We start from the raw sequence: 24,584 nt of genomic DNA, 5'->3' as shown, positions 1-24,584 counted from the left end.
GGCTGCACACCTACAATCACCACCGCGGACACACCGCGCTCAAGGGACAACCACCCGCCAGCCGCGTCCCCAACCTCACAGGGCAATACACCTAGGGCCACGACATCGGACGCGGTTCCGTGCACCGGCGAGAGCACGAACTGGCGGGAGTCCTGGGCCAGCTTCGTCGTCACGCCGTCCGCGTACCGGGTCCACCGCACGGTGTTCTGGGCGTCGACGGAGAGGAAGCCGGTGCGGCCCGCGCTGACGATCTCGGAACCGGCGGCGATCTTCAGCGCCGGGTCGGGGGCGGTGGTCGCGGAGGCGGCGGGGGTGGCGGCGACGGCTGGCGCGACGAGAGGGCCGGCGGTGACCGCCAGGGCCAACGCGACGGCCCCGGTCACGAGTTGGCGCGAACGGCCGGCCGACCCCGGAGTGCGGGGCCGACGAGGTATGGCGGACTGGGGCATCTGCCCTCCTGGCAAAGCGTGGTGCGGGCCGGAGGGCGGCCGGAAGGACACGAATCCCCCAAGCCGATGGAATTCGCTCCCCCATGCCGATTCGCGTAAATCCTACCAATGGGTAGTTCGCGGGCGCTTTCCCTTTTTTCACCCCTGGAGCTGGGATGTCTCGCCCCTACGGGCCCGCACGCGTGCGTCCCGCGGCACTACGGGCGACCGCGGGTCGGCCCGATGAACTCCCCGGACCGGCCCGCCCGTTCGCCGCCCCTCAGACCGGCGAGGCCACCGGCGCGTCCAGGGCCGCCCGCCACTCCCGGACGGCGCCGGCGTCCACCGGGCCACTCCAGCCGCCGGGGCGGGCCGCGCCCCCGATGTGGAAGGCGTCCAGCCCGGCCGCCCGCAGCTCCGACAGGTGCCCCAACCGGAGCCCGCCGCCCACCAAGATCCGCGGCGCGTACCCGGGGTCGTCGGCCGCGGTGCGCGCCTGCTCGGCGATCAGCGTCGCCAGCCCCGCGCCGACGCCCTCCGCGGCGCCCGCGGTCAGATAGGTGTCCAGCCCGGACGGGCCGGCGAGGCCCGCCAGTTCGCGGCGGAGCGCGTCACGGTCGGCGGCCCGGTCGACGGCCCGGTGGAAGGTCCACCGACACCCGTCGATCGCCCCGGCCAGCGCCCGCACCGCGGCCAGGTCCGGCCGCCCGTCCGGCGTCAGGAAGCCCAGGACGAACTCCTCGGCGCCCTCGGCCCGCAGCGCCATCGCCTGCGCGCACAGCGCGTCCACGTCGCCCGCGGCGAAGCCGTCGGCGGCGCGCAGCATCACCCGCAGCGGGATGTCGACGGCCGCCCGGATCGCGGCGAACGTGGTGCGCGACGGCGTCAGCCCGTCCGCGGCCATGTCCGCGACCAGTTCCAGGCGGTCGGCACCGCCGGCCTGCGCGGCGACCGCGTCCTCGGGACCGAGCGCGATCACCTCCAGGAGCGCGCGCTGATTCATACGACCCAACCTTCCGATGACGAACGACGTGGCAAGAGCGCGCGGGGCGCGGGCCCGGGGCGGCGCCCGCCCCACACCCCACAACAGGTCTAGTCCAATACCCAGCCTAAGCGCTCACCCCTCGCCGCACCGCCACGCACCCCGCAACGCGACGAAAAACCACCCTTCCCCTCCCCTCCCGCCCTCCCGAAACCACTCAATGAAGGGAGTGTGAATCAGCACCCACTTGGGTAACACGCCTTTCCTGTAAGGGCGTTGCACCCATCCGCCGCCCGCCCGCGCCCCGAGGACGGAGAGGCCGAATGCCCGACCTTGCAACTGTTTCCACCGAAATAGCCCCATATCTCGTCATAGCGGCCAACAGTCTGGGCACCTCCGTCCTCACCGCCGCCCAGGACCGGATCGCCGAACGCACCGTGGCCGCCGGCGAGGGCTTTTTCCGCCGCCTGCTACACCGCCGCGACGCCGCCCTCGGCGACGACCCCGCGCGGCCGCTCCTCGACACCGACCGCGCCGACGCCCTCGACCGCCTGCTGGCCACCCTCGACGACGCCGACCGCCGGCTGCTCGCCACCGCCCTGACCGCCTGGCTCGACTCCCCCGAGCGCGACGCCGACGGCTTCCGCCGGCACGTCGCCCAACTCACCGCCGACGGACCGCGGATCACCTACAACAACCCCACCGCGACCGGCCAGGGCTCCATCGCCGCCGGCGAGATCCACGGCACCATCAACATGGGAGGCGGCCCCCAGACCCGGGACGACGCATGAGTACCCGGCGACCGCCCCGCCCGCCCCAGGGGTCCACCCACAACAACGCCACCAGCCACGGTGATCACTCCATCGCCGCCGGCAACATCCGCAACGTCGTCATCCGTTGGGCCCTGCAACACCCCAGCGCCCGTTGGCTGCCCCTGCTGCTGGCCTGCGCCGCCCTGCTCCTCGCCGGCACCACCTGGCCGGACGGCCCGGCCACCCAGTACGTCCTGTGGGGCGTCCTGGTCGCCCTCTCCCTGGCCACCGCCGCCGCCCGCGTCCTCGTCCAACGCCCCCGCGACGCCCGGATCGTGGCCGCCCTCTCCCTCGTCTCCGTCCTGGCCACCGTCGGCGGCTGGCTGGCCTTCCGGAACGTGGCCACCCATGGCGAGCTCGACGTGACGGGCAAGATCACACTCCAGGGCCGACAACCCCTGGACGACACCGCCCACCGCGCCATCACCCTGCGCCTGGAACCCGCCGCCCTCAAGGGGAGCCGCAACGCCCTCCGCCTCACCCTCGCCATCGAGGACCAGGACTCCGCCGGCCCGACCTGCGTCCCGGACTCCTCCGCCACCGCCTCACTGATCAGCTCCGGCGTGCCCTCCCAGCAGCAGAGCGTCACCCCCGGCGGCACCGCCGACTTCGACCTGGGCGCGCAGGCCGACGCCGTAAGGATCGAGGTCACGCTGACCACCGGCCCCGGTTGCCGGATGAACGTCCGACCCACGCAGGTCACGCTCCACGACCGGTGAACCACCGCACGCACGAGAAACGGGGACCCATGCACTTCCGCACCACCAGCATCGCGGCCGCGCTCGCGCTCACCGCGCTCACCGCCACCGCGTGCAGTTCCAGCGAGCCCGCTTCGCTCTTCGCCTCCGGAAAGGTCCTGGTGGGCGTGAAAAGCGATCAGCCCGGCACCGGATACTTCCCGGACGGCTACAACCCGTCCGGATTCGACATCACCCTCGCCCGGCACATACTCAAGACCGTCGACGCGGAACCGGATTTCAGCGCCGTCCCCTCCGAGGACCGGCTCACCGTGCTCACGGGGAAGAAGAAGGACCTGATCATCGCGACCTTCTCCATCACCCCCGACCGCATGAAACAACTCGACTTCGCGGGCCCCTACGCCAATACCCGGCAGGGAATCATGGTCCGCAGGAACGACCACCGCATCACCAAACCCTCCGACGTCATCGGCAAACGCGTCTGCGCCTGGCCCGGCACCACCTCGTACAACACCCTCAACGGCCCGGAGGGCGCGGGCATGAAGGTCTACCAGTCGCAGACCGCCCAGGGCTGCATCACCGACCTGCTGAACAAGACCGCCGACGCCGTCTCCACCGACCAGATGATCCTCTACGGATTCACCCAGGAACACCACGACCTCAAGGTCATCCCCAACATCACCTACGGGCCCTTCAACCAATACGGCATCGCGATGGACAAGGGCCACCACGCCGACTGCATCAAAATCCGTGACGCGCTGAAGGATTACGTCTCGGGCAGCAGTTGGAGCCAGGACTTCTCCACCACCCTCCCGTCCATTCCGAACGCCGACCCCGATTGGGAGGGCCACTACAAGCCCCGCACGGCCAACATCGACGCCCTCTCCTGCCGCGCCAAACCCGCCTTCTGACCGGGCACAATGACGCCCATGACCGACCCCCGCCCCGCCCTGGCCGCCCGTTGGGCGGCCACCGTCGCGCAGGCCCGCGACGCCGCCCAGGAAGGCCCCGACCCCGCCCCGTACGCGGACAACCTGCTGCGCCGCTGGGCCGAGCCACAGCGCCGGTACCACACCACCGACCACCTCGTCGCCGTCCTCGACCGGATCGACGAACTCGCCGCGCACGCCGAGGACTTGCCCACCGTCCAGTTGGCGGCCTGGTTCCACGACGCCGTCTACCGGCCCGACCGCTCCGAGAACGAGGAACGCAGTGCCGCCCTCGCCGAACGCGCCCTCCCCGAACTGGGCGTCGACGCGGCCCGCACCGCCGAGGTGGCCCGCCTCGTCCGCCTCACCGTCACCCACGACCCGGCGCCCGAGGACCGCAACGGCGCGGTGCTGTGCGACGCCGACCTGGCCGTCCTGGCCGGCGGCCCCGACGCGTACGCCGCCTATGCCGCCGCTGTCCGCGCCGAGTACGGCTTCGTCCCCGACCCGGACTTCCGGGCCGGCCGCGCCGCCGTGCTCCGCCAACTCCTCGCGCTCCCCCGCCTGTTCCGCACCCCGCAGGCGCACGACCAGTGGGAGGGACCGGCCCGCCACAACCTGGCGACCGAACTCGCCCTCCTGAAGAGCGGCGGCGCCCCTGTTACCGGCGACGGCGGCTGACCGGGGCGGGAGGGCACTCTCCACCACGTGGCGAACGCCACCCCGCGAACGGGAATGCCGCCCCGCGCCGGCACCGTTGTCACCTGTCATGCCAGCACCATCCGTCCCCCCTCCCCGCACCCGCCTCCCCATCGCCGTATACGTCCTCGGCCTGTCCGTATTCGCCCTGGGTACCAGCGAGTTCATGCTCTCCGGCATCCTCCAGCCGCTCGCCCGTGACCTGCGGGTCTCCATCCCGCAGGCCGGACTGCTGGTCTCCGCGTTCGCCATCGGGATGGTGGTCGGCGCCCCCGTGCTGGCCGCCGCGACGCTCCGCCTGCCGCGCCGCACCACCCTGATATCCCTGCTCGCCGTCTTCGGCCTCGGCCAGGCAGCGGGCGCGCTGGCACCCTCCTACGGCGTGCTCTTCGCCTCCCGTGTGGTCAGCGCGCTGGCCTGCGCCGGTTTCTGGGCGGTGGGCGCGGCCGTGGCCGTCTCGCTCGTCCCGGTCACCGCCCGGGCCCGCGCCATGGCCGTCATGGTCGGCGGCCTGAGCATCGCCAACATCGCCGGCGTGCCGGCCGGCGCCCTGCTCGGCCAGCACGCCGGCTGGCGCTCCGCCTTCTGGGCGGTGGCCGCGCTCTCCGTGATCGGCCTCGTCGGCGTCATCGCCCTGGTGCCGCGCACGGAGGTGCCGACCGGCGAGGACCGCCCGCAGCTCCGCCGCGAGCTGACCATCTACAAGGACAAGCAGGTCTGGCTGGCGCTGATCGCCACCGCCATGAACGGCGCCGCGGTCTTCGCCCTCTTCTCGTACCTCTCCCCGCTGCTGACCGAGACCGCCGGCCTCGCCGAGAGCTGGGTCCCGACGGTGCTCGCCCTGTTCGGCGTCGGCGCGCTGATCGGTACGTTCATCGGCGGCCGGATCGCCGACGCGCACCTCTTCGGCACGCTCTTCACCGGCATCTCGGCCTCCACCCTCGTCCTCGCCGTCCTGGCGCTGACCGCGCACAGCCCGGCCGCCGCGGTGGCCCTCGCCCTGATGCTCGGCGTCACGGCGTTCACCACGGCCCCGGCGCTCAACGCCCGGATGTTCAACGTGGCGAACGCGGCCCCGACCCTCGCCGGCGCCACCACCACCGCCGCGTTCAACATCGGCAACACCCTCGGCCCCTGGCTGGGCGGCCTGGCGATCAGCGCCGGCTGGGGCTACCCGTCCGTCGCCTGGACCGGCGCCGCCCTCGCCGCCGTCGCCGTCCTGACCACCGCCGTCGCCTACCGCCTCCACCGGGCCACGGGGCGCTCGCGGGTCGTGGCGTCGTCCGCGGGGGGCGTTGGGGCTTCGGGGGCGGGGGGTGGGGCGTCGGGCACGGCCGCCACCGCTCGCCGCAGGGCCCCCTCCCCCTCCGGCAGCGGGGCCCCCTCCCCCACCTCCACCACCGCTGAGGCAGCGGACAACCGCTGACGGTCCCGCTGCCTCCCCGGTCCGGCCGCTACGCGCGGCGGCCGGACCGGCTCACTTCTTCAGGTACTTCCGCACGCTCAGCACCACGACGCAGGCGCCGATGACGGACGCCGCCAAGGCGCCCACAACAACGACGCTCCCGGCGCCCGTCGCTATCGCACGCAGGCATCCCACGATTCCGGCGATCGCGAACCCGACCCCCAGCACCAACGGACGGTTCCCCGAGGGTCTGACGAAGTCGATCAACGCCGACTTCACACCGTTGACCAACCTCTCGTCGTCTCTCCAGCGGCCCTTCCCGCCGCCACGCCCCGCACCAGGACCGTTCTGTGCGTCTCCCACGACGCCTCCCCCTCTCTCCGACTGCTCGCCCGGTTACCGCCCCAGCCCTGCGGCCGGCCTCTCCTTGCCCGCGACCGCGACGGCACGGAACGACCCCGCGAACGCCACGGCCGCCCCCTCCCCCAATCCCCACAAGCACTCGCCGAGCAACCACTCCACCGCCCCACCACGCGCCCTGCTCCACAGGCACCCCACGGACGCTCCCAAGCCCGGCCCGTCACATGCACGCGCCATCACCCAACGCGCCGCCCCTTCGGGCGACGCAGGCCCGCATCCGTGAGCCGACGGACCAGCTCCTTGGAGCCGATCTCCAACGCCCCCGCCCGCACGGCATCGGCGTACCGCTCGGCCGGCAGGTCGTAGTGGTCGCGCTCGAAGGCGCGCCGCGGCGCGCCTATCGACGCCGCGAAGCGGTGCAGCTCGTCGAACGACCGGTCACTCACCAGGTGCGACCACATACGACCGTGCCCCGGCCAGATCGGCGGGTCGATGTAGAGCGTCACCTCAGTCCCCCGCCGGCGCCCGCAACCGCCCCACCGGGGCGACGGACACCGCCGTCTTCGGACACACCCAGTGCGGGTCCGGGCCCAACTCCGGCTCCACGTCGAGCGCGTGCGGATCGCCGCTCTCCGTACACACCGGGCACAGCGGCCATCGCCCGTAGCGCTCCAGCAGCGCGTCCTGTACGTCCTGCGCTATCAACCCCGCGACGAACGAGGCGCCCTCAGGCCACTGCTCCACCCACCATCGGCGATGCGTCACCGCATCCTCGACGAGCGAGACGATCTCTGCGTCCGCGACGTCGTCTGCCACCAGGTCGGCGAGCACCAGCGCCCGCGCGGCGTGCAATGCCTGTTCCAGCTCCATGACCTCATTCTCGCGCGAGCAGCCGACCGGGCCGAAGTTATCCACAGGCCGGTCGCCAACGCCGCCACGGTCCGTCCACAGGCGTCACGGAGGGTATTGACGCACCGCCAGCGCTGAAAATAGCTTTCAGCCATGAACAGTGCAGTGAAGGAAACTTTCAACGACCGCAGGCCGACTTCGACACCGCCCCCGCCGGCAGCCGCGCCGGCCCCACCCGCCCCCGCGGCGCTAGCCGCCAAGGTCCGTACGCTCGCGCCGACGATGACGCGCTCCATGCAGCGAGTGGCGGAGACGGTCGTGGGCGACCCGGCCGGCTGCGCCGCCCTCACCGTCACGGGCCTCGCCGAGCGCACCGGCACCAGCGAGGCCACCGTCGTGCGCGCCTCCCGCCTCCTCGGCTACCCGGGCTACCGCGACCTCCGCCTGGCCCTGGCCGCCCTCGCCGCGCAGCAGGCGGCCGGTAGCGCTCCCGCCGTGACGGCCGACATAGCGGTCGACGATTCCCTGATCGACGTCGTCGCCAAGTTGGCGCAGGAGGAGCGGCAGTGCCTCGCCGACACTGCTACCGCACTGGACGTGACGCAGTTGGAGGCGGCCGTCGCCGCCCTCGCCTCCGCCCGCCGGATCGACGTCTACGGAATAGGAGCCTCCAACCTCGTCGCCCAGGACCTGGTCCAAAAGCTGCTGCGCATCGGCCTGATCGCGCACGCCCACTCCGACCCGCACCTCGCCGTCACCAACGCCGTGCAGATGCGGGCGCGCGACGTGGCCATCGCGATCACCCACTCCGGCCGCACGACGGACGTCATAGAGCCGCTGCGGGTCGCCTTCGAGCACGGCGCGACGACGATCGCCATCACCGGCCGCCCGGACGGTGAGATCGCCGCCTGCGCCGACCACATCCTGACGACGTCCACAGCCCGCGAGAGCGAGCTGCGCCCCGCGGCCATGTCCTCCCGCACCAGTCAACTCCTCGTCGTCGACTGCCTCTTCATAGGCGTCGCCCAGCGCACCTACGAAACGGCCGCCCCCGCCCTCTCCGCGTCATACGAGGCCCTGGCCCACCGCCACAACCCCCGCCACTGACCGGGCCGACCCCGCCCCGTCCCACCCCGCCTCCAAGGAGCCCCCATGCCACCCACCGACCCCAACTACACAGCCCTCCGCACCCAGTTGGAGTCCCTCACCACCGAGGCGTTCCGCCCCGAACTCTCCGACATCGACCGCCGCCCGACCCTCGACATCGCCCGCCTGATGAACGACGAGGACGCCACCGTCCCCGCCGCCGTCGCCGAACGCCTCCCGGAGATCGCCGCCGCCATCGACGCCACCGCCGCCCGTATGGCCCGCGGCGGCCGCCTGATCTACGCCGGTGCCGGTACGGCCGGCCGCCTCGGCGTCCTGGACGCCAGCGAATGCCCGCCCACCTTCAACACCGCCCCCTCCGAGGTCCTCGGCCTGATCGCGGGCGGCCCCACCGCCATGGTCACCGCCGTCGAAGGCGCCGAGGACAGCAAGGAGTTGGCCGCCGGCGACCTGACCGCCCTGGCCGTCGCCGACCGCGACGTCGTCGTCGGCATCTCCGCCTCCGGCCGCACCCCCTACGCCGTCGGCGCCGTCGAGCACGCCCGCGCCATCGGCGCCCTGACCATCGGCCTGTCCTGCAACGCCGACTCCCCCCTCGCCGCGGCCGCCGAGCACGGCATCGAGATCGTCGTCGGCCCCGAGCTGATCACCGGCTCCACCCGCCTCAAGGCGGGCACGGCCCAGAAGCTGGTGCTCAACATGATCTCGACGATCACCATGATCCGCCTGGGCAAGACCTTCGGAAACCTGATGGTCGACGTCCGTGCCTCCAACGACAAGCTGCGGGCCCGCTCCCGCCGCATCGTCGCGCTCGCCACCGGGGCCTCCGACCTGGAGATCGAGGCCGCCCTCACCGAGACCGGCGGCGAGGTGAAGAACGCCATCCTCGTCCTGCTCGGCGGCGTCGACGGCCACGAGGCCGGCCGCCTCCTCGACACCTCCAGAGGCCACCTCCGTACCGCCCTCCAATCCTCGCGCACCCCCGCCCCCGGCCACCCTCACCACAACTGACGCCCAGCCCCCATCCGCCAACCCACCACCCCTCTCCTCCCGTTGACCACACAGCAAGGCACCGCCCATGACCGAAGAAAAGCACCGCGCCACCGCTGCCGCGCTCCTCCCCCTCGTAGGCGGCGCCGGCAACGTCACCTCCGTCGCCCACTGCATGACCCGCCTCCGCCTGGGCATCAGGGACCGCTCCCTGGTCCAGGACGACGCCCTCAAGGCGCTCCCCGCCGTCCTCGGCGTCGTGGAGGACGACACCTACCAGATCGTGCTCGGCCCCGGCACGGTCGCCCGAGTCACCCCCGAGCTCGACCGCCTCCTCAACGAGCCCCCGGCCCAAGCCTCCACAACCACGCCCACCCCTCCAACCACATCCGTACCCCAAGCAACCAACGGATCCGCCGCCACCGACCTAGCCTCCCGGGGCGCCGCCCTCAAGGCCCGACAGAAGGCCCGCAACGCCACCCCGGTGAAGCTGTTCCTCCGCCGCATCGCCAACATCTTCGTGCCGCTCATCCCCGCCCTCATCGGCTGCGGCATCATCGCCGGCCTCAACGGCCTGCTCACCAACGCCGGTTGGCTGCCCGCCCTGGTCCCAGCCCTGACGGCCATCGCCTCCGGCTTCATGTCCCTGATCGCGGTCTTCGTCGGCTACCACACCGCGAAGGAGTTCGGCGGCACGCCCGTCCTCGGCGGCGCCGTCGCCGCCGTCACGGTCTTCCCCGGCATCGCCCATGTCACCGCGTTCGGCCAGCAGTTGGCCCCCGGCCAAGGGGGCGTCCTCGGCGCCCTGGCCGCCGCCCTGCTCGCCACCCTGTTGGAGAAGCACTTCCGCAGACGCATCCCGGAGGCCCTGGACGTCCTCCTCACCCCCACCCTCACCGTCCTCCTCACCGGCCTGGTCACCGTCTTCGGCCTGATGTGGGCCGCAGGTGAGGTCTCCACCGCCATCGGCACCTCCGCCACCTGGCTGCTCGCCCACGGCGGCGCCATCGCCGGCTTCCTCCTCGGCGGCCTCTTCCTCCCCCTGGTGATGCTGGGCCTCCACCAGGCCCTCATCCCCATCCACACCACCCTGATCCAGCAGCAGGGCTACACGACCCTGCTCCCGATCCTCGCCATGGCCGGCGCCGGCCAAGTGGGCGCCGCCCTCGCCCTCTACGTCCGCCTCCGCCGCAACCACTCGCTGCGCACCACGATCCGCTCCGCCCTCCCCGCCGGCTTCCTCGGCGTCGGCGAGCCCCTGATCTACGGCGTCTCGCTCCCCCTCGGCCGCCCCTTCATCACCGCCTGCCTCGGCGGCGCGTTCGGCGGCGGCTTCATCGGCCTGTTCAACCAACTCGGCGACGCCGTCGGCGCCACCGCCATCGGCCCCTCCGGCTGGGCGCTCTTCCCGCTGGTCAAGGGCAACCACCCGCTCACCACCACGATCGCCGTCTACGCCCTCGGCCTCCTCATCGGCTACGCCGTCGGCTTCGCCGCCACCTACTTCTTCGGCCTCAGCAAACAACAGCGCACCCACCTCAACGCCCCCAGCGACCTCGACGTGTTCAACGGCCTCAACACCCCCACCAGCGAACCGGCCGCACCCCAGGACACCGACGCAAGCGCCCACGGCGCCATGCGGCCCACCGCCCCCGAAGCCCGAACCACGGCGCTCAAGGGCACCGGATAACCGCCCAACCCCTCACCCCCGCACTCCGAACCAGCACCCGAAAAGCCGGCCCTCCCAGAGCCAACCCCTTCGGTACCGACCTCCCACGCCCGGCCCCTGCCATCCCGACGCCTCCCGGCCGCGCTCCTCGGACCCGACTCCTACGCGCCGGTCCCCTCTCGCCCTGCCCCCTCCGGTCCAGACGCCTCCGACCCTGCTTCCGTCGGACCGGATCCCTCCCCACCAGGTCCACGCCCGCGCCCAGCAGGTCCACGCTCGCCGCCAGGGAGTTCACCCTCCGACCCGAGAGACGCGCCCCCGCGCCCAAGCGGTGCGCTCCCCCGCCCGAGAAGCCCCCCGTCAAGTCCCCCTTTTCCCCCAGGGAGTTCACCCCCGCGCCCATGAGAACCGCTCTCCCGCTCAGGAAGCGCGCCTTCCCCGCCGAGAGAACCGCCCTCCCGTCCAGCAAGCACCCCCTCCCCGCCAAGGCGACCGCTCTCCGGCCCGGGAAGCGCGCCGCCCTCTTCACCAAGCTCGCTCACCCGCCCCAGGGGTTCGCTCCGGCAGGCGCGCCGGAGTCCTTCCACGTACCGCTCCCAGCGGCCGTCCCAGTGACCGGCCCAGCGCCGACGCCGGCGCGCCGAGCGCCCCAACTCCGCGGCCAGCAGGGCGAACCACACGCCCACCAGCATCAGATGGACGCGCTGCGGTACGCCGTGCCAACCGGGGTGGCCCAGGAGCGGACCGACGGTGAGGATCGCGGCGGGCATGGCCACGGCCAGGACGCGCGGCCCCCAGCGGCGGACCAACGGCATCGGTGGCCGCTGCACCGCGGCCGCGCGGCTCAGGCACGCCATCGAGGCGAAGAGGAAGAAGTGGGCGAAGGCGCTGGTGGCGGTGTGCCAGGGATGGACGGGCTCGCAGCCGGGCTCTAGCGAGGGGGCGCAGGTCATCGGGAGCAGCACGTCGGCCAGCGAGGAGAGGCCGAGGCCGGCCAGCGCGAGCCAGCCCGCGCGGGCCCAACGGCCGTGCCCGGCGGGCGTGCTGCGGGCGAGCAGGGCTCCCGCGATGACGAGGAGCGCGCAACCGCTCTCCAGGGCGCCGAAGAGGACCCGGAACCGCTGGTCGGCGGCGTAGAGCTCGCTGACGTAGGAGTGGCGGGGGTCGAGGCCGGTGGGGAGCCGGAACTCCAGCAGCCACCAGTTGTAGAGCAGGGCGGCGGCGCCGAAGAGGACGGCTGCCGTCGCCTCCCGGCCGGCGTAGTGGGTGGTGGGCGCGACCACGGGCTCGTAGGCGGTGCGGTCACCGGTCCGCGTGGGGTTCGGGACGTTCGGCACGGGCGGTCCTGTTCCGGGTGGGGGGCGGGGGCCTAGTGCGAAGGTTCTCCCCGGCATGGCCCTCCACGTAGGAGCGCCGGGTGGAGGCGCGCCGAGCCGCCACCCGTCAGGCCGAACCGATCCCCTGAACGCGGTATCCGACCGTGTCCGTCCACATGTTTGACGCCTCGCCAGCGCACCGGCGGAGCGCGGCTGCCGTAAGGGCCGTCAGCCGTACGGCCCGAGGGGGCCGTTGGGCGCGGGCGTCGGATACAACGCCGCCGGGGCGGCACCCCCTTGGAAGGAGGTGCCGCCCCGGCGAACGGAACGGACGAGATCAACCAGAGGTCGATCAGAAGTCCATGTCACCGCCCGGCATGCCGCCCGGCGCGCCGGCAGCGGCGGCCTTCTCCGGCTTGTCGGCGATGACGGCCTCGGTGGTGAGGAACAGCGCCGCGATGGAGGCGGCGTTCTGCAGCGCGGAGCGCGTCACCTTGGCCGGGTCGATGATGCCCTCGGCGATCATGTCGACGTAGTCGCCGGTCGCGGCGTTCAGGCCGTGACCCGGGGTCAGGTTGCGCACCTTCTCCACGATGACGCCACCCTCAAGGCCGGCGTTCACGGAGATCTGCTTGAGCGGGGCCTCCAGGGCCAGCTTCACGGCGGCGGCACCGGTGGCCTCGTCGCCGTCCAGCTCCAGCTTCTCGAAGACCGAGGAAGCCTGCAGCAGGGCCACGCCACCACCGGCGACGATGCCCTCCTCGACGGCCGCCTTCGCGTTGCGAACGGCGTCCTCGATGCGGTGCTTGCGCTCCTTCAGCTCGACCTCGGTCGCGGCGCCGGCCTTGATGACGGCCACGCCGCCGGCCAGCTTCGCGAGGCGCTCCTGGAGCTTCTCGCGGTCGTAGTCCGAGTCGCTGTTCTCGATCTCGGCGCGGATCTGGTTGACCCGGCCCTGGACCTGCTCGCTGTCGCCGGCACCGTCGACGATGGTGGTCTCGTCCTTGGTGATGACGACCTTGCGGGCGCGGCCGAGCAGGTCGAGACCGGCGTTCTCCAGCTTGAGGCCGACCTCCTCGGAGATGACGGTGCCACCGGTGAGGATGGCGATGTCGCCGAGCATGGCCTTGCGGCGGTCACCGAAGCCGGGCGCCTTGACCGCGACGGACTTGAAGGTGCCGCGGATCTTGTTGACGACCAGGGTCGACAGGGCCTCGCCCTCGACGTCCTCGGCGATGATCAGCAGCGGCTTGCCGGACTGCATGACCTTCTCCAGGAGAGGCAGCAGGTCCTTCACGTTGCCGATCTTGGAGTTGACGATGAGGATGTACGGGTCCTCAAGCGCCGCCTCCATGCGCTCCATGTCGGTCGCGAAGTACGCCGAGATGTAGCCCTTGTCGAAGCGCATACCCTCGGTGAGCTCCAGCTCCAGACCGAAGGTCTGGGACTCCTCGACGGTGATGACGCCTTCCTTGCCGACCTTGTCCATGGCCTCGGCGATCAGCTCGCCGATCTGCGGGTCGGCGGCGGAGATGGACGCGGTGGAGGCGATCTGCTCCTTGGTCTCGATCTCCTTGGCCTGGTCGAGCAGCGCACCGGAGACGGCCTCGACGGCCTTCTCGATGCCGCGCTTCAGGGCCATCGGGTTGGCACCGGCGGCGACGTTGCGCAGGCCCTCGCGGACCAGCGCCTGGGCCAGGACGGTCGCGGTCGTCGTGCCGTCACCGGCGACGTCGTCCGTCTTCTTCGCGACCTCCTTGACCAGCTCGGCGCCGATCTTCTCGTACGGGTCCTCCAGCTCGATCTCCTTGGCGATGGACACACCATCGTTGGTGATCGTGGGGGCGCCCCACTTCTTCTCAAGGACGACGTTGCGGCCCTTGGGGCCGAGGGTGACCTTGACGGCGTCGGCGAGCTGGTTCATACCGCGCTCAAGGCCGCGCCGCGCCTCCTCGTCGAACGCGATGATCTTGGCCATGTGAAGTGGTCCCTCCGGACTGATGGGGGTACCCCCGACTCGAACCAAGCCGAGCTTGGGGGAGGAAGCTCCGGACCGTGCTGGCGCCCGCGACGGACGGCCTGCATGCCGTGCGGTTCCTTGCCCCACCCGGCGTGCGGGCCTCACCGACCCGGTCCACATTCAGCACTCTCACGAGGAGAGTGCTAACGCAATGATTAGCACTCGCACCCATCGAGTGCAAGCGGCATCCGAGATGTCTCCCCCGGGGATGAGGGTCGGGCGACGGGTGGACGCGGGCGCCCGACCGGTGGCCACCCGGCTCGCGGGGCCACCTCTGCCACCGTGCGCGCGCCCCGCGCGCCCGCGTAACACGGCGGGACGGGTCCGAACTCCGGGCCCGGGAACAGCAGAAGGCCCGCAACCCCGTGCGCGGGGATGCGGGCCTTCCTCCCAACGATGCAGTCGGCCGCCGCCTCAGGCGGTGACCCGGACCATGTCCGCCTGTGGCCCCTTCTGGCCCTGCGAGATCTCGAACTCGACTCGCTGACCCTCCTCAAGGGTGCGGTACCCGTCCATCTGGATCGCGCTGTAGTGGACGAAAACATCCGCACCACCGTCGACCGCGATGAAGCCGTACCCCTTCTCCGCGTTGAACCACTTGACGGTGCCCTGAGCCATGCCTAACTCCCCTATTACTGGCCCTTGCGCAGGACCGCACTCCGCGGACCCGGGTCAGACCTCACCCCTGGGAATGGTCCGTGGGGTGTGCGCCGGAACGCGTCGACCGCCGCTGAATGTATCTGGACCGATGCCCAGCGCAACAGGTCAATCGGACGAGAATTCCGGAGTCGGAGAAACGGCCGTATGCGCTCAAATGCCGTTATTCCAGAGCAAGTCGGGCCAGGAATAAGCCACACAGGCGACAAATCGCGCACACAACTTGCGCACAAGTCACCGCGATCTCATATGCGTTCGGCATGCACGCGGAGATAAACGGAGGGGGATCGCCCCAATGGTATCCCCTTTCACCACACGGAATTGCCCCGTCCGTTTAGCACGGACGGGGCAATTTCCGGACACCGCCGGAACAGAGTTGGCGCAAATCCGATCTGCGCGCTCCGCACGGGGCGGTCGAGGGGCCTCAGCAGCCGCCGGCCACCGCGGGAATGATCGAGACGCCCGCGCCTTCCGGGGTCGGGGTCTGCAGGCCCTGTTCGAAGCGGACGTCGTCGTCGTTGACGTAGACGTTCACGAAGCGGCGGAGCTTGCCGGCGTCGTCGAGCACCCGGGCCGCGATGCCGGTGTGGTTCTTCTCCAGGTCGGCGATCACCTCGGAGAGGGTCGCGCCCTCGGCCGGGACCTCGGCCTGGCCGCCGGTGTACGTGCGCAGGATGGTGGGGATGCGGACGGTGACGCTCATGTTGCTGCCTCCAGGGCTGCGGGGAGAGTGGGTGCGGGAGGGGCGGGGCCGGCTCAGTCCGCCAGGCCGGCCGCGCGGAACGCGTCCAGGTCCGGGCGGATGGTGGCGGTGGGCCCGGCGGCGACGGCGTCGAGGGTCTTCAGCCCGTCGCCGGTGTTCAGCACCACCGTGGTCAACGACGGGTCCAGCACGCCGTTCTCGATCAGCTTCCTGGTCACGCCGACGGTCACGCCGCCCGCGGTCTCCGCGAAGATCCCCTCCGTACGGGCCAGCAGCTTGATGGCGTCCACGATCTGGGGGTCGGTGACGTCCTCGACGGCGCCGCCGGTGCGGCGCGCGATGTCCAGCACGTACGGGCCGTCGGCCGGGTTGCCGATCGCCAGCGACTTGGCGATGGTGTTCGGCTTCTGCGGCCTGACGACCTCGTGCCCGGCCTTGAAGGCGGCGGACACCGGCGAGCAGCCCTCGGCCTGCGCGCCGAAGATCTTGTACGGCTTGTCCTCGACCAAGCCGAGGGCGATCAGCTCCTTCAGCCCCTTGTCGATCTTGGTGAGCTGGGAGCCGGAGGCGATCGGGATGACCAGTTGGTCCGGCAGCCGCCAGCCCAACTGCTCGCAGATCTCGTACGCCAGGGTCTTGGAGCCCTCGCCGTAGTACGGGCGGAGGTTGACGTTGACGAAGCCCCAGCCCTCGCCCAGCGGGTCGCCGATGAGCTCGGAGCAGAAGCGGTTGACGTCGTCGTAGTTGCCCTCGATGGCGACCAGGTCACCGCCGTAGACCGCGGCCATCACGACCTTCCCGGGCTCCAGGTCGTGCGGGATGAAGACACAGGACTTCAGGCCCGCGCGGCGCGCGGCGGCGCCGACCGCGCCGGCCAGATTGCCGGTCGAGGAGCAGGACAGGGTGGTGAAGCCGAAGGCGCGGGCGGCCTCGACGGCGATCGCGACGACCCGGTCCTTGAAGGAGTGGGTCGGGTTGCCGGAGTCGTCCTTGACGTACAGGCCGCCGGTGACGCCCAGTTCGGCGGCGAGCCGGTCGGCCTTGACCAGCTTGGTGAAACCGGGGTTGAGGTTGGGCTTGTCGGCCACGTCGGTGGGGACGGGCAGCAGGGGGGCGTAACGCCAGATGTTGGCGGGACCGGACTCGATCCGCTTCCTCAGGCCCTCGGGGTCGCCGGTCGGCAGGTCGTAGGCGATCTCCAGCGGGCCGAAACACTCCTGGCACGCGAAGATCGGGCCGAGCGGGAAGCGCTGTGCGCACTCGCGGCAGGAGAGCGCGACGGCGGGGCCCAGGGCAACGGCGGGGGTGGGTTCGGTTGCTTGCACAGCCATGGAGGCGAGGCCCTTTCTCCTCATCTTCCTCACGGCGCATTTCGCCGCGAGACGGATTTGGCACCTTCCCTAGCCGGGAGCCTCGCGCGCGCACTGCTGGCGTGCGGCGGAGACCGGCTGGAGGGTTGCCGGGGCTTCAACGGGCCGTATCCCTCTGCCCCTCTGGATGAGCGCTATGGCGCTGGGCGGAGCCCAGGCGTTTGTCGCGCGGCGACCCCGACATGCGGGGCGCGTCCGCGTTGTTCAAGACTGTAACCGAAGCCACTGACCGTTGAGATAGTCGTCCGGTCCGCGAGATGGATCACATAACGGGCTCCCGTTCGGGGCCCACCGAGGAGAGTCGTAGACGTGCTGGAAGAAGTGGAGCGCTGGCTGGCCGGCCGCTCCTGGTCCGCCGCGGACCGCCCGTTGGAGCGGCTGCTGGAGGCCAAGCGCCAGACGGGCCAGACGGTCAGCGTGGTCCTGCCCGCGCTCGACGAGGAGGCGACGGTCGGCGCGATCGTCGCCGCGATCCGCGCCGACCTGATGACCGGGGAGGTGCCGCTGGTCGACGAGCTGGTGGTGCTGGACTCGGGCTCCACCGACCGCACCGCCGAGGTCGCCGCGGCGGCCGGCGCCCGGGTCGTCCACCGGGACAGCGTGCTGCCCCGGATTCCCGCGCTGCCCGGCAAGGGTGAGGTGCTCTGGCGCTCTCTGATGGTGACCGGCGGCGACATCGTCTGCTTCGTCGACGCCGACCTGCGGGAGTTCTCCGCCATCTTCGTCTCGGGGATCGTCGGGCCGCTGCTGACCGACCCGGACGTCCAGTTCGTCAAGGCGATGTACGACCGGCCGTTGGAGACCGGGCAGGGCCCGGCGCCGGGCCAGGGCGGGCGGGTCACCGAGCTGGTCGCCCGGCCACTGCTCAACCTCCACTGGCCCCAACTGGCCGGCTTCGTGCAGCCGCTGGGCGGGGAGTACGCGGCCCGGCGCTCGCTGCTGGAGCGGCTGCCGTTCCCGGTCGGCTACGGCGTGGAGCTGGGCCTGCTGGTGGACGCCCTGCACACCGTCGGGCTGGACGCCCTGGCCCAGGTGGACGTCGGGGTCCGCAAGCACCGCCACCAGGGCGGCCAGGCGCTCGGCCGGATGGCCGCCGCCATCTACCGCACCGCCCAACTCCGGCTGGCCCGCGGTCACTTGATCCGCCCCCGGCTGACCCAGTTCGACCGCGGGGAGAACGGTTTCGTGCCGCGGACGACCGCGGTGGACACCGAGGAGCGGCCGCCGATGGCGGAGATACCCGAATACGCGGAACGGCGGGCCGCCTGAGGGGCGGTCCGTACGTTTGCGCGGTTCCCCGACGGGTTAATGTCGCGACATGGTCTCCGAGACGGTCTCCGAGCGCAGTCCGGTCCAGCCAGGTGCCGAGGTCCTCGTCGCGTCCAACCGCGGACCCGTGTCGTACGCCCTGGGAGCGGGCGGTGAACTGACCGCCAAACGGGGCGGCGGGGGGTTGGTGTCCGGGCTCTCGGCCATCGGGCCGGAGACGGACGCGGTGTGGGTCTGTGCCGCGCTCGGGGACGGCGACCGGGAGGCGGTGCGGCGGACCGGCGGGCTGCTGGACGCCGCGGACACCGGCGGGCAGCGCGTGCGGATGCTCGACATCCCGGCGGAGGTGCACGCCGCGGCCTACAACGGCGTCGCCAACTCCGTGCTGTGGTTCGTCCACCACATGCTGTACCAGACGCCGCTGGAGCCGGCGTTCGACGCGGACTTCCGCGACCAGTGGGCGGCGTACGAGGCGTACAACGCGGCGTTCGCCGGCGCGCTCGCGGACTGCGCGGGGCCCGGGGCCGCGGTGCTGGTGCAGGACTACCACCTGGCGCTGGTGCCGGGGATGCTGCGCGAGGCCCGGCCGGACGTGCGGATCGCGCACTTCTCGCACACCCCGTGGGCGCCGCCGGAGTACTTCGCGATACTGCCCGACGACGTCCAACAGCGGCTGCTGCTCGGCATCTTGGGCGCCGACCGCGCCAACTTCCTGACCGAGCGCTGGGCGCGGGCGTTCGCCGCCTGCTGCGAGCGGGCACTGGGGCCGGACTGCACCGCGCACTGGCCGCGGCACGAGACGCCGAGCGTGGTCGCGGTGCCGTCGGAGGGCGAGGCACGCCGGACCCGGATCGGGGTCCACGGGCTGGGCGCGGACGCGGAGTTCCTGCGGGAGCGGTCCCGGCGGCCGGACGTCGAGGAGCGGATGGCGGCGCTGCGCGAGCAGATCGGCGGGACCGACCGGAAGACGATCGTCCGGGTGGACCGGACGGAGTTGTCCAAGAACATCGTGCGCGGGCTGCTGGCCTTCCGGCGGCTGCTGGCCGACCGGCCGGAGTGGCGGGAGCGGGTGGTGCACCTGGCGTTCGCCTACCCCTCGCGGCAGGACCTGGCCGTCTACCGCGACTACACCGCGCGGGTCGGCGCACTCGCCGAGGAGATCAACGCGGAATACGGGACGGCCACCTGGCGGCCGGTGGTGCTGCACGTCAAGGACGACTTCGCGCGGTCGCTGGCGGCGTACCGGCTGGCGGACGTGGCACTGGTCAACCCGATCCGGGACGGGATGAACCTGGTCGCCAAGGAGGTGCCGGTGGTCTCCGACGCGGGGTGCGCCCTGGTCCTCTCCCGGGAGGCCGGCGCCTGGGAGGAGCTGGGCGCGGACGCGCTCACGGTCAATCCCTACGACGTGGCGCAGACCGCGCGGGCGCTGCACACGGGGCTGACGATGCCGGCCGAGGAGCGGGCCGCGCGCTGCGCCCGGTTGGTCGCCGCGGCGACGGCGCTGCCGCCCGCGCGGTGGTTCCTGGACCAGCTGCGGGCACTGGGCGAGTGACCGCCGGCCGCCCGGGAGGGGTGCCCCGCCGGTAGATCGTCAGCGGGCGGGGCTAGCGTGGTGGGCCGTGACAGTTTCCCCCCTTGCGGCGGCCGCGACCACGACGCTCGTCCCGGCCGCGGGCCCGCCCGCGCAGAGCCTCGCGGCCGGGCTGCCGGAGCTCACCGCCGGGCGGCTGCTCGGCACCTGGCAGCCCGATCCGTACGCCCTGGTCCTGATCGTCGTCCTGGGTGGTCTGTACGCCTGGGGCGTGGCGCGGCTGGCCCGGCGCGGGGAGCGCTGGCCGGTGGCCCGGGTGGTGGCGTTCGCCGGGCTGGGGCTGGGCGCGATCGCGGTGGCCACCATGTCGGGGCTGGCGGTCTACGACCACGAGCTGTTCTGGCCGGCCGCGGTGCAGAACATCGTGCTGGACCTGATCGCGCCGCTCGGCCTGGCGCTGGGCGACCCGTTGTCCCTGGCGCTCAAGGCGCTGCCGCCGGAGCGGCGCGCGGCCCGTTGGCTGCGCGCGACGGTCTCCGGCCGCCTGCTCCGCTTCCTGACCTTCCCACTGGTCAGCACGGTGCTGGTGCTCTCCTCCGAGCTGGCGATCTACTTCACCCCGTACTTCCCCACGGCGCTGCGGCACGGCCCGGTGCACGAGCTGATGTACCTCCAACTGCTGGTGGTCGGCAGCCTCTTCGTGCTGCCGATGCTCACCCGGGAGGAGCTGCTGCCGTCGTGGTGCAGCCACCCGGTGCGGGCGCTGCTGGTGTTGGTGGACGGACTGGTGGACGCGGTGCCGGGGATCGTGGTGATGACCAGCGGGACGCTGGTCGCGGGGGGCTGGTACGCCAGCCAGCACCGGCCGTGGGACCCGAGCCTCCAGCAGGACCAGATGATCGGCGGTGGGCTGATGCTGACCATCGCGGAGCTGGTCGGACTGCCGTTCATGATCGCGGTGTTCGCGGAGTGGGTGCGCGACGAGCGGCGCAGGACGACGGCGTTGGACGCCCGGCTGGACCGGGAGCTGGCGGTGGCCGGACCGGCGGCGACGGCCCCGGCGACGGCGGCCGCGGTACCGGAAGCGGAGGCTCCGCAGCCGGAGTTGACCCGGCCGTGGTGGGAGACCGATCAGGGCGAGGTCGGGGCGCGGTTCCGCGGGGAGCGCTAGCCGGCGGGCGCGTCCGCCCCGCGGGTGCTCCCGCACGCGCCCGTGCCGAGGCTGGAACGGGCGGAAGCGGGGTAGTCCTTGTCCATGGCTCTCAGCGCACGGTCATGTTCCGCCCGGTGGGCCGCAGTTGCGGCGGCCACCCTCCTGGCGACCACGGTCGCCGGGTGTTCGTCCGGGAAGAGCAGCACCGACTCCAAGGGCGGCAGTTCCGCCTCCGCCTCGTCCTCCGCGTCCGCGCCGTCCGGGGCGATACCGGTCGGCCCCGGGCCGCAGTCCGCGTACACGGTGCAGCAGCAGCCGGCGCCCGGTAGCTGCCACGTCCACTACACGGCCGACAAGCAGCCGCTGCCCGACCCCAAGTGCACGCCCGGGGCGACCAGTCCGAAGGTGACCCCGCAGACGCTGAAGTCAACGATCTGCAAGAGCGGTTACACCAAGGGCATCCGGCCGCCGGTGAGCATCACCAACCGGGAGAAGACCGCCAACGCCAAGTCGTACGGCTACACCGGCTCGTTGCACGACGCCGAGTACGACCACCTCGTCAGCCTCCAGTTGGGCGGCGACCCCAACGACCCGCGCAACCTCTGGGTCGAGCCGCCGTCCCCGGGGCACAAGCCGGGCGCCGGGCCCAACAACCCCAAGGACGGCGTGGAGAACAAGCTCAAGGCGGCCATCTGCGGCAACAAGGTCGAGCTGGCCAAGGCCCAGCAGGCCATCGCGCACGACTGGACGACGGCGCTGTCCTCCCTGGGACTCAAGGAGTAGCGGGCCCCTCGGGCCGCTCCGCCCCCGCCGGCTCCCCCGGCCCCTCCGCCGGGTTCTCGATCCGGTCGGCGAGGGCGTCGAGCAGGGCCACCACACCCCCGGGGCCGTCGACGACCAGGTCGGCGCGGTCGGCGAGTTCGGTGACCTCGCTGCTGCCGCTGCACACCAGGACGCCGCCGGTTCCCTCGGAACGGAGCTTCTCGACGGCGCCGAAGGCGGCCAGATCACCGAGGTCGTCGCCGGCGTAGAGCACGGCGGCGGCCCCGGTCTCCTCGACCCAGCCGGCGAGCGCGACGCCCTTGTCCATGCCGGGCGGGCGCAACTCCAGTACCAGCCGGCCCGGTTCGACGATCAGGCCGTGCCGTTCGGCGAGCTCGGCCAGCGGCTGGCGGAGCAGCTCGAAGGCGCGCTGCGGATCGGCGGCGCGGCGGGTGTGCACGGCGACGGCCCGGCCGCCCTTGCGCTCCACCGCGGTCTCGACCCAGGTGCCGTGCCAGACCCCGGAACGGTCCAGTACGCCGGGGAGTTCGGCCTGCACGGCGGCGATGCCCGGGTGCGGGGCGGGGGCGTGCAGGGCGCCGGTCGCGGCGTCCCAACGCTCGGCGCCGTAGTGGCCGAGGACGGAGAGGTGGGCCAGGCCCGGCACCCCGTCGAAGCCGCCGAGGCGGACCGCGACCGCGGCCGGGCGGCCGGTGATCACCGCGACCGCGCGCAGGTGCGGGGCGAGCCGGGCGAGGGCGCGGGCCGCACCGGGGTGGGCGCGGGCCTTGGCCGGGTCGGGGACGATGTCGGCGAGCGTGCCGTCGAAGTCGAGGGCGACGACGGCGCGTTCGGGGTGGGCCAGCAGGGCGGTGAGGCCCTCGCGGCCGACTGCGGTGTCCGGGAGCGGGACGGCGGGCGGCGCCGGGGTGGGGTCCGGTACCGGATCGTTGGGTGGCGCGGCGTTCGGGGTGCCCATGACCCGACCCTACCGGCGGAACGCGGGCGCACGCCGGGTGTACGGGCGCACACCACCGGCATCAGCGCGCGGTGTCGTCATCCGGGGGCGGAGGTCGGGTCAGCGTCGCGCCCGTCGCGCGTCCCGTACGCGGCGCAGCCGGTTGACGGTCACCGGGTCGTGCTCCAGGGCGCGGGGGTCGTCGAGCAGCGCGTTGAGGAGCTGGTAGTAGCGGGTCGGGGAGATGCCGAGCTGTTCGCGGACGGCGCGTTCCTTGGCGCCGGGGCCGGGCCAGGAGCGGCGCTCGACGGCGAGGATCGCCTCGTCGCGGGCGGAGAGCCCGCGTGCGGTGCCCTCGTCGCTGCCGTCCGTCATCCCGTCCCGCCGTCCCTGGTCACGCTTCCACGATAAGCCCACCGGCGCGGCGCCCGGCGGGCCGGGCCCGACCACTGGGCCCGGGCCCGTTCCGGGCAAGGCAGGCGCTACTGCGCGCTGTTGTCCGCCGTGTCCGCGGTGTTCTGGATGTCGGTGAGGGTGGCGGAGGGGTTGCCCTGCGGGCCGACCGCGATGCCCATCCGGGCCTTGATGGTCTTGGAGACCAGCGGCCACGAGGTCTTGTCGGACGGGTAGAAGTGCGCGGTGGGCAACTGGTTGAGGAAGCCGTGCAGCTTGCTGAACTTGTCGTCGGCCAGCATCGCCTGGGAGGCGGAGGTGGTGACCGGCAGCAGGTTGTAGTCGGCGGAGAACTTCAGCACGTTCTTCTTGCTGTAGACGAAGTTCAGGAACTTGCCGACCTGCTGGTGGTGGCCGTTCTGCTTGAAGGCCATCATCCAGTCGGCCACGCCCATGGTGGCCTTGGCCTTGCCGTTGGGGCCGGGGAGTTCGACGGTGCCGTAGTCGATGCCCTTGGCCTCGGCCTGCTTCATCAGGGTGGGGTGGCCGTTGAGCATGCCGACGTTGCCGTCGGCGAAGGCGGCGAAGGCGTCCTCGCGGTTGACCTTGGCGGGGTCGCCGCCGGTGAGGTCCTTGCCGACGAGCTCCTTCTGGAGCCACTCGAAGGTCTTGACGTTCTCGGCCGAATTGATGCTGTATTTATCGATGTTGTCGGTGTAGTCGCCGCCGCCGGCGAGCATCCACTGGAGCGTCTCGGCCTGGGTCTCCTCCGGGCCGAACGGCAGCGCGAAGGGCATCTTCACGCCGTGCGCCTTGAGCGCCTTGGCGTCGCTGACGATGTCGTTCCAGGTCTGCGGCGGGGAGGTGATGCCGGCCTCGGCGAACAGCTTCTTGTTGTAGAAGAGGCGCCGGGTGCTGGCCCCGAAGGGCATGCCGTACTGCTTCCGCTGGTACTCGCCGGCCCCCGCGAGGGACGGCATGAAGTCGGCCTGGACGGGTATGGAGAGCAGTTCGTCGGCGGTGTAGAGCTTGCCGTGGGCGGCGTAGTCGGCGTAGGCGCCGATCTGTGCCATGTCGGGGGCCTTGCCGGCGTGGACCAGGTCCTCGACCTTCTTGTCGACCTGGGTCCAGTTGTAGACCTGCACGTCGACCTTGATGCCGGGGTTCTGCTCCTCGAAGGCGTGCACGAGGTCGTCCCAGTAGTGCCGGGAGCTGTTGGCCTCGCTGTCCCCGTAGTCCGCGGCGACCAGCGTGAGGGTCACGCCGTTGCCGCCGGAGCCGCTGCCGCAGCCGGTGAGGGTCAGGGTCAGGGCTGCGGTGAGTCCCGCCGCCGCCAGGCTCACGTACCGCCGTCGCACCGCTGTTACCGCCCCTTTGTGCCGAATTCCGCGTTTGCGGGTGTTCCCTCCGCCGCCTCGGGGATCGCCCTCGAACGACGCGGAACAGCAGGTCCCTCCACTGTCCCCCCACAAGGTCTACACCACCCACCCGCCACTTCCCTTATCGGCCCCGTTCGTTGTG

The 24,584-nt window shown here is 72.1% G+C and carries 24 protein-coding genes, 1 pseudogene and 1 riboswitch; of the genes and pseudogenes, 12 read left to right on the top strand and 13 right to left on the bottom strand.

Annotation, left to right across the window (positions count from 1 at the left end):
• Together ACIQU6_RS36950 and ACIQU6_RS36945 are read right to left on the bottom strand one after the other, a co-directional pair.
• Nucleotides 1-449: pseudogene (locus tag ACIQU6_RS36950) on the bottom strand (hypothetical protein); the annotation flags it as partial.
• A gap of 259 nt (nt 450-708) precedes the next feature.
• Complete coding sequence (locus tag ACIQU6_RS36945; protein WP_403486112.1) at nt 709-1,431, bottom strand: copper homeostasis protein CutC; 723 nt, start codon at nt 1,429-1,431, stop codon at nt 709-711.
• 302 nt (nt 1,432-1,733) lie between these two features.
• Here ACIQU6_RS36945 and ACIQU6_RS36940 point away from each other — a divergent pair, with 302 nt between their 5' ends.
• From ACIQU6_RS36940 to ACIQU6_RS36920, 5 genes are all read left to right on the top strand, one after another.
• Nucleotides 1,734-2,201: a hypothetical protein gene (locus tag ACIQU6_RS36940; RefSeq protein ID WP_403486111.1), complete on the top strand. Its 468-nt coding sequence runs from the start codon at nt 1,734-1,736 to the stop codon at nt 2,199-2,201.
• Nucleotides 2,198-2,941 carry a hypothetical protein gene (locus ACIQU6_RS36935; protein ID WP_403486110.1) on the top strand — a complete coding sequence of 248 codons (744 nt, stop codon included), beginning with the start codon at nt 2,198-2,200 and terminating at the stop codon, nt 2,939-2,941. The genes ACIQU6_RS36940 and ACIQU6_RS36935 overlap by 4 nt, the downstream gene beginning before the upstream one ends.
• A 29-nt stretch (nt 2,942-2,970) precedes the next feature.
• Nucleotides 2,971-3,831 carry a transporter substrate-binding domain-containing protein gene (locus ACIQU6_RS36930; protein ID WP_403486109.1) on the top strand — a complete coding sequence of 287 codons (861 nt, stop codon included), beginning with the start codon at nt 2,971-2,973 and terminating at the stop codon, nt 3,829-3,831.
• 18 nt (nt 3,832-3,849) lie between these two features.
• A complete protein-coding gene (locus ACIQU6_RS36925; protein ID WP_403486108.1) occupies nt 3,850-4,530 on the top strand; it encodes a hypothetical protein in 681 nt (226 codons plus the stop codon).
• Between the two features lie 88 nt (nt 4,531-4,618).
• Entirely contained in the window at nt 4,619-5,974 is a 1,356-nt protein-coding gene (locus tag ACIQU6_RS36920) for a Cmx/CmrA family chloramphenicol efflux MFS transporter (RefSeq protein WP_403486107.1), read from the top strand.
• Nucleotides 5,975-6,025: 51 nt separating this feature from the next.
• Here the strand turns inward: ACIQU6_RS36920 and ACIQU6_RS36915 are convergent, their stop codons facing one another.
• The 3 genes from ACIQU6_RS36915 to ACIQU6_RS36905 form a co-directional block, all read right to left on the bottom strand.
• Nucleotides 6,026-6,316 (bottom strand): hypothetical protein, encoded by a 291-nt coding sequence (locus ACIQU6_RS36915; protein WP_403486106.1) that lies wholly within the window; start codon nt 6,314-6,316, stop codon nt 6,026-6,028.
• 233 nt (nt 6,317-6,549) lie between these two features.
• Nucleotides 6,550-6,819, bottom strand: a complete 270-nt coding sequence (locus ACIQU6_RS36910; protein WP_403486105.1) for a DUF4031 domain-containing protein — start codon at nt 6,817-6,819, stop codon at nt 6,550-6,552.
• 1 nt (nt 6,820) lies between these two features.
• The gene (locus ACIQU6_RS36905; protein ID WP_403486104.1) at nt 6,821-7,183 is read right to left on the bottom strand and encodes a hypothetical protein; all 363 of its coding nucleotides are present in this window, start codon (nt 7,181-7,183) and stop codon (nt 6,821-6,823) included.
• 132 nt (nt 7,184-7,315) lie between these two features.
• Between ACIQU6_RS36905 and ACIQU6_RS36900 the strand changes: the two genes are divergently transcribed.
• From ACIQU6_RS36900 to ACIQU6_RS36890, 3 genes are all read left to right on the top strand, one after another.
• The gene (locus ACIQU6_RS36900) at nt 7,316-8,269 is read left to right on the top strand and encodes a MurR/RpiR family transcriptional regulator (RefSeq protein WP_403486103.1); all 954 of its coding nucleotides are present in this window, start codon (nt 7,316-7,318) and stop codon (nt 8,267-8,269) included.
• 45 nt (nt 8,270-8,314) lie between these two features.
• Nucleotides 8,315-9,280 carry an N-acetylmuramic acid 6-phosphate etherase gene (gene murQ, locus ACIQU6_RS36895; protein WP_403486102.1) on the top strand — a complete coding sequence of 322 codons (966 nt, stop codon included), beginning with the start codon at nt 8,315-8,317 and terminating at the stop codon, nt 9,278-9,280.
• A 67-nt stretch (nt 9,281-9,347) separates the two neighbouring features.
• Complete coding sequence (locus ACIQU6_RS36890; protein WP_403486101.1) at nt 9,348-10,949, top strand: PTS transporter subunit EIIC; 1,602 nt, start codon at nt 9,348-9,350, stop codon at nt 10,947-10,949.
• Nucleotides 10,950-11,089: 140 nt separating this feature from the next.
• Here ACIQU6_RS36890 and ACIQU6_RS36885 read toward each other — a convergent pair whose 3' ends face one another.
• The 5 genes from ACIQU6_RS36885 to thrC all read right to left on the bottom strand — a co-directional run bounded on the left by ACIQU6_RS36885 (nt 11,090) and on the right by thrC (nt 16,955).
• Nucleotides 11,090-12,265, bottom strand: a complete 1,176-nt coding sequence (locus tag ACIQU6_RS36885) for a DUF998 domain-containing protein (protein ID WP_403486100.1) — start codon at nt 12,263-12,265, stop codon at nt 11,090-11,092.
• Between the two features lie 331 nt (nt 12,266-12,596).
• Nucleotides 12,597-14,222 carry a chaperonin GroEL gene (gene groL, locus ACIQU6_RS36880; protein ID WP_274913949.1) on the bottom strand — a complete coding sequence of 542 codons (1,626 nt, stop codon included), beginning with the start codon at nt 14,220-14,222 and terminating at the stop codon, nt 12,597-12,599.
• Nucleotides 14,223-14,678: 456 nt separating this feature from the next.
• Nucleotides 14,679-14,882 (bottom strand): cold-shock protein, encoded by a 204-nt coding sequence (locus tag ACIQU6_RS36875; protein ID WP_004986573.1) that lies wholly within the window; start codon nt 14,880-14,882, stop codon nt 14,679-14,681.
• A gap of 463 nt (nt 14,883-15,345) precedes the next feature.
• Nucleotides 15,346-15,624, bottom strand: a complete 279-nt coding sequence (locus tag ACIQU6_RS36870) for a MoaD/ThiS family protein (protein WP_403486099.1) — start codon at nt 15,622-15,624, stop codon at nt 15,346-15,348.
• Nucleotides 15,625-15,677: 53 nt separating this feature from the next.
• Nucleotides 15,678-16,955, bottom strand: a complete 1,278-nt coding sequence (gene thrC / locus ACIQU6_RS36865; protein ID WP_403486098.1) for a threonine synthase — start codon at nt 16,953-16,955, stop codon at nt 15,678-15,680.
• A 17-nt stretch (nt 16,956-16,972) separates the two neighbouring features.
• Nucleotides 16,973-17,128: riboswitch (SAM riboswitch) on the bottom strand.
• Between the two features lie 175 nt (nt 17,129-17,303).
• On the opposite strand from thrC, the gene ACIQU6_RS36860 reads away from it, so the two are divergent.
• The 4 genes from ACIQU6_RS36860 (at nt 17,304) to ACIQU6_RS36845 (ending at nt 21,733) form a co-directional block, all read left to right on the top strand.
• On the top strand, nt 17,304-18,263 hold the full coding sequence (locus ACIQU6_RS36860) for a glucosyl-3-phosphoglycerate synthase (RefSeq protein WP_403486097.1): 960 nt from the start codon (nt 17,304-17,306) through the stop codon (nt 18,261-18,263).
• Between the two features lie 49 nt (nt 18,264-18,312).
• On the top strand, nt 18,313-19,818 hold the full coding sequence (locus tag ACIQU6_RS36855) for a trehalose-6-phosphate synthase (RefSeq protein WP_403486096.1): 1,506 nt from the start codon (nt 18,313-18,315) through the stop codon (nt 19,816-19,818).
• 151 nt (nt 19,819-19,969) lie between these two features.
• Entirely contained in the window at nt 19,970-20,968 is a 999-nt protein-coding gene (locus tag ACIQU6_RS36850; RefSeq protein WP_403486114.1) for a cytochrome c oxidase assembly protein, read from the top strand.
• 84 nt (nt 20,969-21,052) lie between these two features.
• Nucleotides 21,053-21,733, top strand: coding sequence for a hypothetical protein (locus ACIQU6_RS36845; RefSeq protein ID WP_403486095.1), 681 nt, complete (start codon nt 21,053-21,055; stop codon nt 21,731-21,733).
• Here the strand turns inward: ACIQU6_RS36845 and otsB are convergent.
• The 3 genes from otsB to ACIQU6_RS36830 all read right to left on the bottom strand — a co-directional run bounded on the left by otsB (nt 21,723) and on the right by ACIQU6_RS36830 (nt 24,421).
• Nucleotides 21,723-22,691 carry a trehalose-phosphatase gene (otsB, locus tag ACIQU6_RS36840; protein ID WP_403486094.1) on the bottom strand — a complete coding sequence of 323 codons (969 nt, stop codon included), beginning with the start codon at nt 22,689-22,691 and terminating at the stop codon, nt 21,723-21,725. The two genes, ACIQU6_RS36845 and otsB, sit on opposite strands and share 11 nt — an antisense overlap.
• A 99-nt stretch (nt 22,692-22,790) precedes the next feature.
• Entirely contained in the window at nt 22,791-23,045 is a 255-nt protein-coding gene (locus ACIQU6_RS36835) for a DUF3263 domain-containing protein (RefSeq protein WP_403486093.1), read from the bottom strand.
• 107 nt (nt 23,046-23,152) lie between these two features.
• A complete protein-coding gene (locus tag ACIQU6_RS36830; RefSeq protein WP_403486092.1) occupies nt 23,153-24,421 on the bottom strand; it encodes an extracellular solute-binding protein in 1,269 nt (422 codons plus the stop codon).
• Nucleotides 24,422-24,584 lie beyond the last annotated feature (163 nt).

This window comes from Streptomyces sp. NPDC090442, from assembly GCF_044769405.1.
Lineage (GTDB): Bacteria > Actinomycetota > Actinomycetes > Streptomycetales > Streptomycetaceae > Streptomyces.
The sequence above is the reverse complement of the archived record's forward strand: the minus strand, read 5'-3'. Positions and strand labels throughout refer to the sequence as shown.